Here is a 12,425-nt window from a genome sequence, read left to right as displayed (position 1 = left end):
AATTCAACCTTTCCAATTTCTCTTTCAATATTGAACAATTCTCTAGTTACTTCGCTTTGGGAAATAAGTAATAGACTGTTTAATTAAATGCATTGCGTAAAGTTCTTGTCCCAGTGAATATGTTAATGTTAAGTGACCGACAAGTTCTTTCCCTTTAATATTGCCGTTAAAAAATCCTTCAACTCTTCCCACATTTGTGTATTCGATAACGAACGCGAAGCTAATATCTGAATTGGTATATTGACCATTAACAATCGTGAATGGTAATCCATCCTCATACTCACCTTGACCGGTAATTGTATTGCCGGTACGAACCAAATGAAGAAGAACGTGACGATATGCATAGCCTTCGTCGAATTTATATGATTGCCATACGCCGTCAATCGTAAACTGTTCTTCAACAGGTGTTATTGGGTCTGAATTACAACCAGTTATTGATGCCATTAGAATCATTGTTAAGACAATTACTCCAATATGAAATTTGTTGCCTATTTTAGTTTTCATTTCAACTCCAGCCAGATCTTTAATCCTTTTCATTGTTATCAGTGAATCTCTGGCTATATTATCGGAGTTACTCTGAATTATTTTAGCAACATTTAATTATCCATTAATTAGTTTTCTATTAGTTTTTCTTTATAAGACTGTCTTCAAGCTGCCTCTGCATTTCGCTTAATTGTGTTGATATCCTAGAGTCAACATTTCCAATCTCCGTTTCAATCAAGCATCCACCTAATTCAATTCGTTCGTCGGGTTCAATTTTAATTTTATTGAACGAACCTCCATGAATTAATTTTTTTGTAGCCTCGTTTAATTCTTCAACATCCGCTGGATTTAATTTTAATCGAATTTCGTTTGCGCCCATTATTTTATTTATTGCAAAACGTACATTTTCATTTATAATAGTATTCTCACTTACTTCTCGTTGCACTACTTTTTTCGCAACCTCGAACGCAGTTTCAATCACCAATTTTTCAAATGACTTTTCGTATTCGGCAAAGCTTTCATCGAACTGCTGAAGAATTTTATAAACTTCTTCATATTTGCGAAATAGTTTGTCTGTGTATTCACGTTCAACATCTCTTCGTGTTTTTTCTTGAGCTTCACGGTATCCAAGTGAATAATAATCTTCGAGCTGCTTTTTTAAGAGATCGGATTCACTTTGGCTTTCAATTACCGTTCCATATCCAGAAACTTTTACATTCGTTTTTGTTGATCGAGAGTTCAGTTTAATTACATTAGACATATACTTCTTCCGGTCCGCCGCGCAGATTGAGAGAAATTTCTCCCTGTTCTTCTAACGCTTTAATAGAATCAATTATACGTGCTTGTGCGGCTTCTACTTCTTTTAGCTTTACCATTCCCATGTACTGAAGTTCTTCTTTCAGAAGATCGGCGGCGCGTTCACTCATATTTTTGAATATCTTTTCTTTTAATCTCTCGTCTGAAATTTTTAAAGCAAGCGCAAGATCTTTTCTATCTATCTCGCGCATGATCTTCTGAATATCTTTATCACTTATATTGATAATTTCATCAAAGATGAACATCAATCTTTTTACTTCGTATGTTGTTTCCGGGTCTAGATTTTCCAGTTTCTCTAAAATTTCTTTAACCATAGATACATTGGTTCGGTTAAGAATTGCGGCAAGACATTTTGCCCCGCCGAGTTTTCCAACGGACTGGCTCATTGAAGCGCCGGCAATTTCATCTACAACGTGTTCAATCTGTTTTAATGTCTGCGGTGCAATTTTACCAAGTGTAGCTATTCTATGAGCAATGTCCAATCTCAAATCTTCCGAGAGTTCTTTCATTGCATTGGCAGTTTGGTCCGGACTTAATTGCGAGAGGATCAAAGCCATTGTTTGAGGATGTTCCTTGTTCAAGAAATTAATTAGTTGTGCCGGTTCAGCTTTTTTTAGAACGTCAAAACCTCTTAATGTTGTCAAACGTTTTATTTTATCTATAATTTCCAATGCTTTTGGAGATCCGTAACTTTTTTCCAATACTGCTTGCGCAAAATCGAGTCCACCTTCCAGAACATACTCGCGTGCGGTAACCATGTTGTAGAATTCTTCTATAACGGTATCCGCAGTCTTGGAAGAAATATTTTTTACTTTGGAAATTTCCGCCGAGAGATATTCAACATCATTCGGATCAAGATGTTTTAGAACGGCAGCCGCAGCTTCTACGTTCATTGCAACCATCAGCATTGCTGCTTTTTGAACACCGGTTATTTCTTCCCGCAAATCTTTGATTTGGAGTTTATCGTTAGATTTCATCTTCATGCATCCATGCGTTAATTAATTTTGCTGCATCCATTGGATTTTTTGTAACATAATTCACAATTCTTTCCTGCTGATTTTTTTTCTGCAATGCATCATCAGAAATTTCATCTTCTATATCACCCATCGGCAGCATCCCTCTTTTCTTCTTTGCAATTAATTGATGGACTTGACTTGTCTGCGCCGGCAACTGAACTGCTAAGGATTCGCCGCCCATTTCAAATTGACCGGGATTCACCGTTCCAATAACAATTCTTTCATTCTTCAAACGTTTCATCAAATTTTTGAGAACAAATATTGACGAAACAATAGCAACAACAATAAAGGTTAAGTTTATCCATTCGTTGGCATCCGGTATTGAAGATTTGCCTGCATCTTCGCTAATGGTTTCGACTTGTTTTGTTTCGAATGGTATATTGGTGATTGAGAACTGATCATTCCTTTGAACATCCAGACCTACAGCATTTTTAATTATCTGTTCTAATTTATTTATTTGGTCCTGCGGCCGCGGATCGAAGACAATTTCTGTTTTATTTCCTTTCTTCACTTCTTTTGGAATATCATTGATAACGGCAGCAACACTTAAACGTTTTATGTTGCCGCTTCCGGAAACAACTTTTTCGATTGACTTATTTACTTCATAATTAGTGAGTGTATTATCATTCGTTTGTGCAGTCGAGTCGTTTTGAGCTCTACCAGAATTATTTGCTTTCATTATTTGTTCACTTATAGCCACTTGAGAATCGGGATCGTAATTCTCCATCGTCTTTTCAACTTGATCGAAATTCAAATCTGCATTTACCTGAACCATAGAATTGCCATAGCCAAGTACATTGTCCAACATTGACTGAGCTTTTTGAGCTAAATAATTCTCAACATTTTTTTTAATTTCGTACTGTTTAGATGAAGCAACGGCAAGCGATCCTTCCTCATTATCGGTATTGAGGATTTGTCCCCTCGTATCAATAATCGAAACTTTTGACTGCTGTAACCCTTCTATACTTCCGCATAATAAATTAATTATTGCCTGAATATTTTCTTTTGATGGCGCCGAGTTGCCTTTAAGTTTTAACACAACAGAGGCAGATGGTAATTTTTCTTCTTCTTTAAATATTGTTTTTTGAGGAATGACAATGTGGACACGTGCACCAACAACTCCGTCCTGCTGCTGGATTGTTCTCGAAAGTTCTCCTTCAAGCGCCCGTTTATAATTCAGCTGTTGAAGAAACTCGCTCATTCCCATAGTTGTCTTATCAAATATTTCATAACCGATTATTCCGGAACTTGGAATTCCTTTTCCTGCAAGCGCAAGCCGGAGCTCGTAAACTTTTTCGCGCGGAACTTTTATTGTTTGTCCGTTATCGTCTATTTTATAAAGCACTTTTTGACCGGATAAATACTCAACAACTTTTGAAGCATCTTCTTGAGACAGCCCGGAATAAAGTGATGTATAATTCGGTTCGTTTAAAAAGAAAAGCAGAATTGAGAGCAAACCCAGCGTTAAAACAACTCCACCGCCAAGCATAAATTTTTGCTTGGGGTTCAATTTATTTAGAATACCGAAAAGAGCTTGAAGAGGATTTGAGTTCATAATTAAATTGGCATCCTGGTTAGTTCTTTAAACATGTCAACTGTTTTGTTTCTGATCTCCATCAAAAGTTGGAGGCTTGTTTTAGCTTTTTCTCCTGCAATCATAACATCCTGAAGTTCAACGCCGTCACCCGAAACAAATTTTTCTATTGCATTCTGAGAATTTACTTGATCTTGATTTACATCTTTTAGCATATCTGAAAAAGCGTTTAAATTTCCCGAGCCGGTTTGTTTAACTTTTCCAATCTGGATATCGTTCGGCAGTAAATTCCCAAATCCTTCAATTTTCATTTTATCCTCTCCTGTCAAATAGTGAACCGACATGCACACCCGATACTTTCCCTTTCGAGTTGTATAATTGATAATCCATTATCTCATCTTGCTTGGTGGGATAAAGTTGTGCAAAATATTTTTTCTCTTCCTGAGAGATTATTTCGCCATTAAATTTCTGAACCGCTCCAGATTTGTTCGCTGCGGCAGCTTTCATGTATGTCGGGTGATAATTTCCAATGCTGTTTGTAGAAACTTTCATTTATATCTCCAAAGTATCTTTGACCATTTGTTTTGTTGAGTTAAGTGCTTGCAGATTTGCTTCGTAGCTACGAGTGGCTGCAATCATATCAACCATTTCGTTTATCACATTAACATTAGACATTTGAATGTATCCCTTTTCGTTTGCATTAGGATTTTCCGGCATGTAGACAAGATCACCGGGCTTCTGATCTTCCAATTCATCCATCTTCATTTTACCAATGTCGGTAGAAAAAGAAAAGTCTTTTGAATTGTTTGCAACAGCAAAATGATTTCCGTTTGTTGTGTTTAGTTTCAGAAGCTGTCCTTCGGAGGACAAATTTTTCAGAAACGAATTTTGATCGGCTTCAACTTTAATATATTTTCTTTTGTAAGGTTCGCCGTTTTCAGTTCGTACCGTATCGGCATTTGCAATATTCTGAGAAATCAGATCCATTTTTTTTCTTTGAATGCTCATTCCTTTTGCGCTAAAATTCAGGCCGAATATGCTTCCAAGTATTTTCAAACCGCACCTCCTCCTTTAATTACGCTTTGAATATCTCTGAAATAATCTCCTACTTTTCTTGAAGCGAATTTGAAACGGAGAGTGTTCTCCGCCAATTCTGTCATTTCACGTTCTATGTTTACATTGTTAACACCGGAATCCATTTCAGTGCTGTTATCGAAGACATGCTCAAACTTGGAATCGTCTGTATTATTTATCTGAAGTGCGCTGATATGCTTCGCATCGGTAGTCTTTAGAAATGAACTTACATTTTCATTCAGGATATCTTTGAAGACAACATCTTCTCTTTTATAGTTTTCCGTACCAATGTTGGAAATATTTTTCGCAATTACATTATTCTTTACTGAACAATAGTCGAGAAGATTTTGAAGTAACTTTATTGATGACGGCATTTTTTGCCTTTGAGTTTTAGAACATATACACCCAAATCAAATGCCAGACAAATTGTTTTGAAATCTATGAAATGCGTTGCTGAGGAAAGTCGGTTATGGCTAATATTCTACAAGTGTAATTTATTATTCAGTATAATCTAATATTATTGATTTAGTCTGACCGCATGAGCAAACAAATTTTATTTCCTTGATAGAATCATTGGCGTCTTTTTTCAATATGATGCGTATACCGTCAACTTCATCATCTTCAACAGCAATTTTTGCCATCCCCTTAATTTCAACTTCTGCGCTCTTTAAGAGATTACCGGTGCAAGATTTATTCTTTGAAAAAATATCTTTGAACAATGTGTCTTCGAAACGCTGTGGCATAATTAATTCTCCTTATTTCAATTTATGTGCTTAGTCTGTCTGCATATTTCTCACTGAGCGAGAAATAACACCATGTTGCATTAAACTACTTTGTTTATCATTTCCGGGATTTTCTCTGCCGGTAAAACCACGTCCGCAATACCGCCGTCAACAATTGCTTTGGGCATTCCGTATACAACACAACTTTCTTCATCTTGAGCAATTGAGTAACCACCGAGTTTCTTTAGATTTTTTACGGCTTCAAAACCATCCTTTCCCATTCCAGTCATTATAATACCAAGTGTGAGCTTGCCATAGACGTCCAGCACCGAATTCATCATTACATCTACTGCCGGACGGTGAAGTGTGTCGCTCGGTTCACTTGTAATATTGATGTTAATTCCGCTCATTCCATTACTTCTAACTTTCATGTGATATCCGCCGGGAGCTATATAAATTACATTCGGCTTCACACGTTCATTATCTTCGGCTTCTTTCACTTCAAGCCGGCACATTCCGTTTAATCTTTCTGCAAGTGATTTAGTAAATTTAGGCGGCATATGCTGTACAATAAAAATTGGAACATTTACTTTCTCTGAAATCACCGGTAAAACTTTTTGAAGAGTGAACGGACCTCCGGTTGAAATTCCAATTGCAATTGCTTTGTAACCGATACGTGGAATTTCACGGATTACATTTGTTGGTCGTTTAGGAAGCGAACCCGGTGCCGCAGAACTTCTGATTCGCTTCAACCGGTCTTTCAAAGATTTTTGCCGTACAATCTCTTTAATTTTTTGAATTAGATCTTCTTTAATTGCAGCAATATTCACACTTACATAAGAAAGTTCTTTAGGAATAAAATCAACCGCGCCAAGTTCCATTGCTTTGATTGTAGCCTGAGCTCCTTCTGTTGTAATTGAACTTACCATAATTACGGAAGTCGGGCATTCGGTCATTATTTTTTTGAGTGCGGTCAAACCATCCATTACAGGCATTTCAATATCAAGAGTTATTATATCGGGCTTCAAACTTTTAGCCAGATCAAAACCTTCTTGACCGTTACGGGCAGTGCCTACCACAGTAATTTCGGGATCGCTTCCGATCATTATAGATAATGATTTTCTCATGAAAGCCGAATCATCAACAATCAGCACAGAAATATTTTCTTTCAAGAATTCCTTTCCAATCTATTAAATAGCTCAATAATATCGAGAATCATTACAACAGTACCGTCTCCCATAATTGTAGAACCGGCAACTCCGTCAATTTTTCCAAGGTAAGATCCAAGTGATTTAATCACAACTTCCTGTTGACCGATTAATTCATCTACTTTTATTCCGTAACGTTTTTCGGCAATCCCTACTTCAACTACATATTGCCATTCTTGTTCAACTTTTTTCTTTCCGTTGGATTTACCAGCAAGAAGATAATCTAACGTGACAAGCGGAAGTACCGAATCACGTAATTGTATTACTTCTTTTCCTTTGATTGAGTGAATTTGATTTTTATCAACTCTTAGAACTTCAATTACAGATCCAAGAGGAATAACCAGATAATCACCGAGTGCTTTAACAATCATACCGGAAATAATTGCCAGTGTAAGAGGAAGCTTGATAATAATTTTTGTTCCTTTTCCGGTCTCAGATTCAATGTTAATTATACCGCGTAACTTTGCAACATTTGTTTTAACTACATCCATACCTACACCGCGTCCAGAAATATTTGATACTTTATCCGCGGTAGAAAAACCCGGGAGAAAGATTAGATGCATCATTTCCTGCCGGGAAAATTCTTTGGCACGTTCGCGGGTTACCAATCCTTTTTCAATTGCCTTCTCGCGGATTACATTGGGGTCTATTCCTTTTCCATCATCGTCAATTGTAATGACAACGTTATTGCCTACATGTTCAGCAGATAGTATAACGGTTCCTTTTGGATTTTTTCCGGCTTTGGTACGGGTTTCTGGATTTTCAACTCCATGGTCAACTGAATTGCGAATAAGATGAACAAGCGGATCGTTTATCTCTTCAATAAGATTTTTATCAACCTCGGTATCCTCACCTTTAATTACAAGTTCAACTTCTTTTCCAAGATCACGGCACAGATCACGGACAAGGCGTGGATAACGATTAAATATTTTTCCAATTTTAATCATGCGGAGTTTCATTACAACTAGTTGAAGCTCTGTTGTCATCAAATCAATTTGTTTTGTAACCTCTCCAAAGTCTTTAGAAAATGTTGTGCCTTCATTTTCAATTGCGAATTTAGAATTTACTTGAGAGAGCCGGTTTCTTCCGAGAACTATTTCCGAAACAATATCAAGTAAATCATCAAGTCTATCAACATCTACACGTATTGTGTTTTCTTGAATCGAGGCTGTTTGAGTTGTTTTCTTTAAATGATGTTTGATTTGGTCATTCTGGTTTTGCTTTGGTTCGAACATCTGCATATCTGCGGCAAGAATATCTTTGGATTTTTGATCGAGTTCATCAATCAAATTCTTTACTCCCGCCATTTCAACTGCGGTTCCCGTGCTTTCAATTTCGTTTATCAAATGTTCCAATGCCGCATTAGCTTCGTCGGTATTGAAGTCTTCATTCTTATCAATTTCGATTTTTTTTAGAAGACCTTTAATTGTATCGTAACCTAGTATGATTCCATCCATTAAATGAGTACTTAAACTAACTTCACCTTTCCGGAGTTTGTTCAGAATATCTTCTGCTTTATGTGTAACATTAGGAAGTTTCTCCAGACCAAGAAATCCTGAAGTTCCTTTGATTGTGTGAAATGATCTAAAGATTTGATTGAGCAGATCGGAGTCTTCCGGTCTTTTTTCAAGTTCAAGAAGATCGAAATCCAATTTTTCTAAAATTTCCTTGGTCTCAATTAAAAAGCTTTCAACAATCTCCTTCATGTCGAGATCGATCAGCGTCGGATTTGGTATATTTTCATTCATTGTTTTGCAAAGAGTTTATCAATTTCTGCTTGTGATGCTTTAGTTAAATTATCGGCTACTAATGAATCTACTAATTCTTGGGAACCAGTATTTTTATCATATCTGGCATCCGCGTTGAATGATGCATCTCTTGGATACTGATGTTCATCAATAATTAATCCATTATTCTCTTTATCATCTAATTCGGTTAAAAGTCCGCCAAGTTTTTCTTGAATTGATTGGATCAAATGATTTACCGAAGAGAGCTGCTGGGCGGTTATGTCCTGAACTTGCAGTGAAATTGTAATGTTCATCATTCTTTCTTTAATTTTTGCAACAAGTCCTAGAAGCGATTCGATGTCATCGTCATCTCCGATTTTTTTCTTGAGAGATTCTAATTTCGATTCCATTCCTTTTACATCAAGTGCCATTCCGTCAACTATATCAAGAATTTCGGTTGTTGCGACTTCGGTTGCGCTTGTAACACTGTTAATCTGCAATGCCGCCTTTGGCATTTTGCTTGTGCTTTCGTGAATAGAGCGGTTCACATTTTCTAAAAGGGGAACTGTATCCTGCATAAAATCTAAAATCTTTTGAAGAATAGGGATTAGCTTTTGTCCATAGACAAAGAATGATTTTAAGTCACCTAATTTTTGGAATATATTTTCCATGCTAATTTTTTGATCCATAATAATCCCCTTAAACCGCTGAACTAACTATTTGTTCAATTTTTTCTTTTAGTATCTGCGGAGTGAATGGTTTGACTACATAGTTATTTACTTTTGCCTGAAGCGCTTCAACAATATCTTCCTTTAAACCGCGAGTTGTAACCATAAGGATTGGTATTGTACCGAATTTATCGTTTGAGCGAATTGCTTTAACAAGTTCAAGGCCGGAAACGTCCGGCATATTCCAGTCTGTAATTACAAAATTTATTGAGTCGTCCGCTGATAATTTAGCCAGGGCTTCTCTGCCGTCTCCAGCTTCAACAAAAAGATCGTGACCAATAGTCTTTAAAGAGTTAGCAACAATCCTTCTCATTGTTACCGAATCATCAACGACTAAAAATTTAAGTGCCATAATTATTCCTTTAGTTTAGATATTTAGAAACTTCATAAACAACCCGTTTAGGATCAAACGGTTTAACGAGATACGAATTAGCTCCGCATTCCAATCCTTTCTGAATGTCCTCTGTATTACCTAATGAAGAAAGAACGATAATTGGTAGATCACAGTACTCACCGTTTTTTCTAATTGAGGTTATCAGTTCATAGCCATCAACATTTGGCATATTCAGATCCGTAATAACCAAATCAACTTTTTGATTGGGAAGAATTTCAATTGCTTCCATGCCGTCCGAACAACTGATTATTTCAAAACCCTTTACAGAAAGAGCAACTGAAACAAATTTTCTTAAAGTCGGAGAATCATCCGCAACTAATATTACTTTTTTCATAATCCCCTACTCCTTTTTGTAGCCGACGGTGTTTGGATAACTGAGCAATTTAAATGCTTTTGAAATTCCGTGAAGTGTTTCCGAATAGCCAATAAATAGATGCCCGCCTTTGTTTAAGGAGTTATATAAATTGGCAATAACTTTTGTCTTAGAAGCCTGGTCGAAATAAATCAGTACGTTCGCACAAAAAATTACATCAAAATTGAACATAGTTTTCATCAACGAGTCATCGTAAAGATTCATCAATTTGAAAGTTGCCATCTTCTTTATTTCGGGATTAACTTCAAATGCACCGGTGGTTTGTTTAAAATATTTTTTTAGATAGTATGGAGGTGTGTTTCGTACGGAATAATCCCTGTAAATTCCGCTTAATGCGGTATCAATTACAGCATTGTTTATATCAGTTCCCACAACTTCTAATTCTACGTTCGGGTAACGAGGTTTAATAAGGTCTTGAAATATCATTGCAATTGAATAGGCTTCTTCACCGGATGAACTCGCAGCACTCCATATTCTAACTTTGTTTTTGCCCAATGCTGTTTTAGAAGCAATAACTTCCGGAAAGATTTGTGAAGCAAGTACATCTAATTGCGGTTGATTCCTGAAGAAAAATGTTTCATTAATTGTTATTGCCTCAAAAAAATATTTTCTTTCTGCAACCCCGCCGGTTCCGAACTTAATCATATCATAATATTCTTCGAATCTTTTTAGTCCGAGAAAATTCATTCTGCGTTGTAAACGGCTTTCTAAAAAATATTTTTTGTTATCCTGAAAATAAATACCTGAATTTTCATAAATGTATTTGCGGATAGTCTCAAACAATGCCGTAGTCATTAATGCCGATTTTTCCGAGAAAGACGAAAATTGTTTTGCGACTCCCGAAGGATTAAGTGTTGGATTCATAGTTTCAGTTCGCATTTATGGATTGTGGAGAAATGTTTTTAATACCGGCTGTATAAGCGGCTCTTTCTCGTATCATTTCATCTTCATCAACAGCCAGCTTTTGAATAACCGAATTAAAGGCATCTCCGGGGATGTTTTCTATAATTTCAAGAAGGCGTAAACGGTTCCAATTATTTTCATCAGCGGCCATAACATCAACAAATAGAAGTGCGCTTTCACGGTCGAGTTCAAATAAGATTTCCATAGACAAGCGTCTGACTTCTTCATCATGATGATTTAACAATCCGCTTACACCATGTATAATATTTCTGATATCCATCTGTGTAACATTTAGATTTAGCGAGTAAGCTTTTCCATAATTTATTGTTGCAAGAAATAAGCTAAGAATATTTCTCAAGTTGTGCGGGTTTTGATTTATCAATCTTGTTATTTCATGGTAGATGAAATCTGAATTTCTATAAATTTTCGAACTTATCATTTCGTCAAGTTCATAGTCATCACCTAAGAGACTAAGGCTTGCGCTTAGAATATCTTTATCATCAAAAGAATCAACAAGAGTGAACGCAATTTTTTTATGTTCCGGTCTTCCTTCGGCAATTGTGTAAAGCAGAAGGTTTTTCATTCTATTATCAAAAGGAATATCGAGATTAAATTTTTGTTTGAGTGTAAAAATCGAAGTTATTAACGGAAGCACAAGGGTTCCGCTTATCTCCATCATCTGTTCAAGTAAAAAGAAAAATGTATTTATATCTCCAAGCTTTCCAAGGCTTTCCAAAATGGAATATTTTGTTAATTCATCTTCGTCTTTAAAACAGTTTACCAAAAAGTCGAGTGCGGATTTAGACCCTATTTTACCTAGCGCTTCTACCAATGTGGGTTTATATAATTCGTTCCTATCATAGAACAGAATCATTACTTCAACCGCCCCTTCAAAACGGATATTACCCAATGCTTCCAGACATGCAAGAACAACATTATCATTTTCTGTTGCGCTTATAACTTCCATTATAAAAAATGCAGCCCGTTCATCTCCTACAAGTCCAAGCACATCAATTATAAATATGAGTGTGTTGTTATCATTCTCGTGATTGAAATTTATGAGTGGTTCTACCGAAAGCGAACCAAGTTTAATTAATATTTCACCAGCTAAATTCCGAACTGAAATGTTATTCGATGTTACAAATTGTGCTACCATACTCGGGAATTTTGGATTTCGGTTGTTTATAATTAGCATTGTTGCGGCATTACGAACGCCTTTATCTTCGTCTGTCAGCAAATTTGAAACCGACTCGCATAATGGACCAGATAATTCTTGCTGGTCAAGATTGTTTAAAATTTCGATTTTTCTTTCCGCTTCGCTGGTTCTTAACAGATTAATCGTTGTTGATTCGTCGTACATTTTCATGTCGCATTTTTAAATGGTGAACTGATTATAAATTAATTTCTTGCTAAAATTCTTTTATTAGTTACTTATAAAGACAATTAA

At 36.2% G+C, this 12,425-nt stretch carries 16 protein-coding genes; all 16 read right to left on the bottom strand.

Annotation, left to right across the window (positions count from 1 at the left end; translation table 11 throughout):
* Positions 1 to 42: 42 nt before the first annotated feature.
* Positions 43 to 504, bottom strand: coding sequence for a hypothetical protein (locus NTX65_11240; GenBank protein MCX6169908.1), 462 nt, complete (start codon positions 502 to 504; stop codon positions 43 to 45).
* Between the two features lie 118 nt (positions 505 to 622).
* A complete protein-coding gene (locus NTX65_11235) occupies positions 623 to 1,243 on the bottom strand; it encodes a FliH/SctL family protein (GenBank protein MCX6169907.1) in 621 nt (206 codons plus the stop codon).
* On the bottom strand, positions 1,236 to 2,276 hold the full coding sequence (fliG, locus tag NTX65_11230) for a flagellar motor switch protein FliG (protein ID MCX6169906.1): 1,041 nt from the start codon (positions 2,274 to 2,276) through the stop codon (positions 1,236 to 1,238). Before fliG ends, NTX65_11235 begins: the two co-directional genes overlap by 8 nt.
* Complete coding sequence (fliF, locus tag NTX65_11225; GenBank protein ID MCX6169905.1) at positions 2,266 to 3,870, bottom strand: flagellar basal-body MS-ring/collar protein FliF; 1,605 nt, start codon at positions 3,868 to 3,870, stop codon at positions 2,266 to 2,268. Before fliF ends, fliG begins: the two co-directional genes overlap by 11 nt.
* Positions 3,871 to 3,872: 2 nt before the next feature.
* Positions 3,873 to 4,160 (bottom strand): flagellar hook-basal body complex protein FliE, encoded by a 288-nt coding sequence (fliE, locus tag NTX65_11220; protein MCX6169904.1) that lies wholly within the window; start codon positions 4,158 to 4,160, stop codon positions 3,873 to 3,875.
* Position 4,161: 1 nt separating this feature from the next.
* Entirely contained in the window at positions 4,162 to 4,401 is a 240-nt protein-coding gene (locus NTX65_11215; GenBank protein MCX6169903.1) for a hypothetical protein, read from the bottom strand.
* Positions 4,402 to 4,905: a flagellar basal body rod protein FlgC gene (gene flgC / locus NTX65_11210; GenBank protein ID MCX6169902.1), complete on the bottom strand. Its 504-nt coding sequence runs from the start codon at positions 4,903 to 4,905 to the stop codon at positions 4,402 to 4,404.
* Positions 4,902 to 5,297 (bottom strand): flagellar basal body rod protein FlgB, encoded by a 396-nt coding sequence (gene flgB, locus NTX65_11205; protein MCX6169901.1) that lies wholly within the window; start codon positions 5,295 to 5,297, stop codon positions 4,902 to 4,904. The genes flgC and flgB overlap by 4 nt, the downstream gene beginning before the upstream one ends.
* A gap of 123 nt (positions 5,298 to 5,420) precedes the next feature.
* Positions 5,421 to 5,666 carry a hypothetical protein gene (locus tag NTX65_11200; protein ID MCX6169900.1) on the bottom strand — a complete coding sequence of 82 codons (246 nt, stop codon included), beginning with the start codon at positions 5,664 to 5,666 and terminating at the stop codon, positions 5,421 to 5,423.
* A gap of 80 nt (positions 5,667 to 5,746) precedes the next feature.
* Positions 5,747 to 6,817 (bottom strand): chemotaxis response regulator protein-glutamate methylesterase, encoded by a 1,071-nt coding sequence (locus tag NTX65_11195; protein ID MCX6169899.1) that lies wholly within the window; start codon positions 6,815 to 6,817, stop codon positions 5,747 to 5,749.
* The gene (locus NTX65_11190) at positions 6,814 to 8,601 is read right to left on the bottom strand and encodes a chemotaxis protein CheA (GenBank protein ID MCX6169898.1); all 1,788 of its coding nucleotides are present in this window, start codon (positions 8,599 to 8,601) and stop codon (positions 6,814 to 6,816) included. The genes NTX65_11195 and NTX65_11190 overlap by 4 nt, the downstream gene beginning before the upstream one ends.
* Positions 8,598 to 9,269 (bottom strand): hypothetical protein, encoded by a 672-nt coding sequence (locus NTX65_11185; GenBank protein ID MCX6169897.1) that lies wholly within the window; start codon positions 9,267 to 9,269, stop codon positions 8,598 to 8,600. The genes NTX65_11190 and NTX65_11185 overlap by 4 nt, the downstream gene beginning before the upstream one ends.
* A gap of 10 nt (positions 9,270 to 9,279) precedes the next feature.
* Complete coding sequence (locus NTX65_11180) at positions 9,280 to 9,660, bottom strand: response regulator (protein MCX6169896.1); 381 nt, start codon at positions 9,658 to 9,660, stop codon at positions 9,280 to 9,282.
* A 10-nt stretch (positions 9,661 to 9,670) separates the two neighbouring features.
* On the bottom strand, positions 9,671 to 10,036 hold the full coding sequence (locus NTX65_11175; GenBank protein MCX6169895.1) for a response regulator: 366 nt from the start codon (positions 10,034 to 10,036) through the stop codon (positions 9,671 to 9,673).
* A gap of 6 nt (positions 10,037 to 10,042) precedes the next feature.
* Positions 10,043 to 10,954 (bottom strand): protein-glutamate O-methyltransferase CheR, encoded by a 912-nt coding sequence (locus NTX65_11170; GenBank protein MCX6169894.1) that lies wholly within the window; start codon positions 10,952 to 10,954, stop codon positions 10,043 to 10,045.
* Positions 10,944 to 12,338: a hypothetical protein gene (locus NTX65_11165; GenBank protein MCX6169893.1), complete on the bottom strand. Its 1,395-nt coding sequence runs from the start codon at positions 12,336 to 12,338 to the stop codon at positions 10,944 to 10,946. The genes NTX65_11170 and NTX65_11165 overlap by 11 nt, the downstream gene beginning before the upstream one ends.
* Positions 12,339 to 12,425: the final 87 nt, after the last annotated feature.

The organism is Ignavibacteriales bacterium (genome assembly GCA_026390795.1).
In the GTDB taxonomy this organism is placed as follows: Bacteria; Bacteroidota; Ignavibacteria; order Ignavibacteriales; family Melioribacteraceae; genus Fen-1258.
This window is presented reverse-complemented; position numbering and strand designations above follow the sequence as displayed.

What these genes read in the sequence shown, in the direction of transcription:
- NTX65_11240 (MCX6169908.1), bottom strand. Translation starts at nt 504, where the DNA reads ATGAAAACTAAAATAGGCAACAAATTTCATATTGGAGTAATTGTCTTA.
- NTX65_11235 (MCX6169907.1), bottom strand. Translation starts at nt 1,243, where the DNA reads ATGTCTAATGTAATTAAACTGAACTCTCGATCAACAAAAACGAATGTA.
- fliG (MCX6169906.1), bottom strand. Translation starts at nt 2,276, where the DNA reads ATGAAATCTAACGATAAACTCCAAATCAAAGATTTGCGGGAAGAAATA.
- fliF (MCX6169905.1), bottom strand. Translation starts at nt 3,870, where the DNA reads ATGAACTCAAATCCTCTTCAAGCTCTTTTCGGTATTCTAAATAAATTG.
- fliE (MCX6169904.1), bottom strand. Translation starts at nt 4,160, where the DNA reads ATGAAAATTGAAGGATTTGGGAATTTACTGCCGAACGATATCCAGATT.
- NTX65_11215 (MCX6169903.1), bottom strand. Translation starts at nt 4,401, where the DNA reads ATGAAAGTTTCTACAAACAGCATTGGAAATTATCACCCGACATACATG.
- flgB (MCX6169901.1), bottom strand. Translation starts at nt 5,297, where the DNA reads ATGCCGTCATCAATAAAGTTACTTCAAAATCTTCTCGACTATTGTTCA.
- NTX65_11200 (MCX6169900.1), bottom strand. Translation starts at nt 5,666, where the DNA reads ATGCCACAGCGTTTCGAAGACACATTGTTCAAAGATATTTTTTCAAAG.
- NTX65_11190 (MCX6169898.1), bottom strand. Translation starts at nt 8,601, where the DNA reads ATGAATGAAAATATACCAAATCCGACGCTGATCGATCTCGACATGAAG.
- NTX65_11185 (MCX6169897.1), bottom strand. Translation starts at nt 9,269, where the DNA reads ATGGATCAAAAAATTAGCATGGAAAATATATTCCAAAAATTAGGTGAC.
- NTX65_11180 (MCX6169896.1), bottom strand. Translation starts at nt 9,660, where the DNA reads ATGGCACTTAAATTTTTAGTCGTTGATGATTCGGTAACAATGAGAAGG.
- NTX65_11175 (MCX6169895.1), bottom strand. Translation starts at nt 10,036, where the DNA reads ATGAAAAAAGTAATATTAGTTGCGGATGATTCTCCGACTTTAAGAAAA.
- NTX65_11170 (MCX6169894.1), bottom strand. Translation starts at nt 10,954, where the DNA reads ATGCGAACTGAAACTATGAATCCAACACTTAATCCTTCGGGAGTCGCA.
- NTX65_11165 (MCX6169893.1), bottom strand. Translation starts at nt 12,338, where the DNA reads ATGTACGACGAATCAACAACGATTAATCTGTTAAGAACCAGCGAAGCG.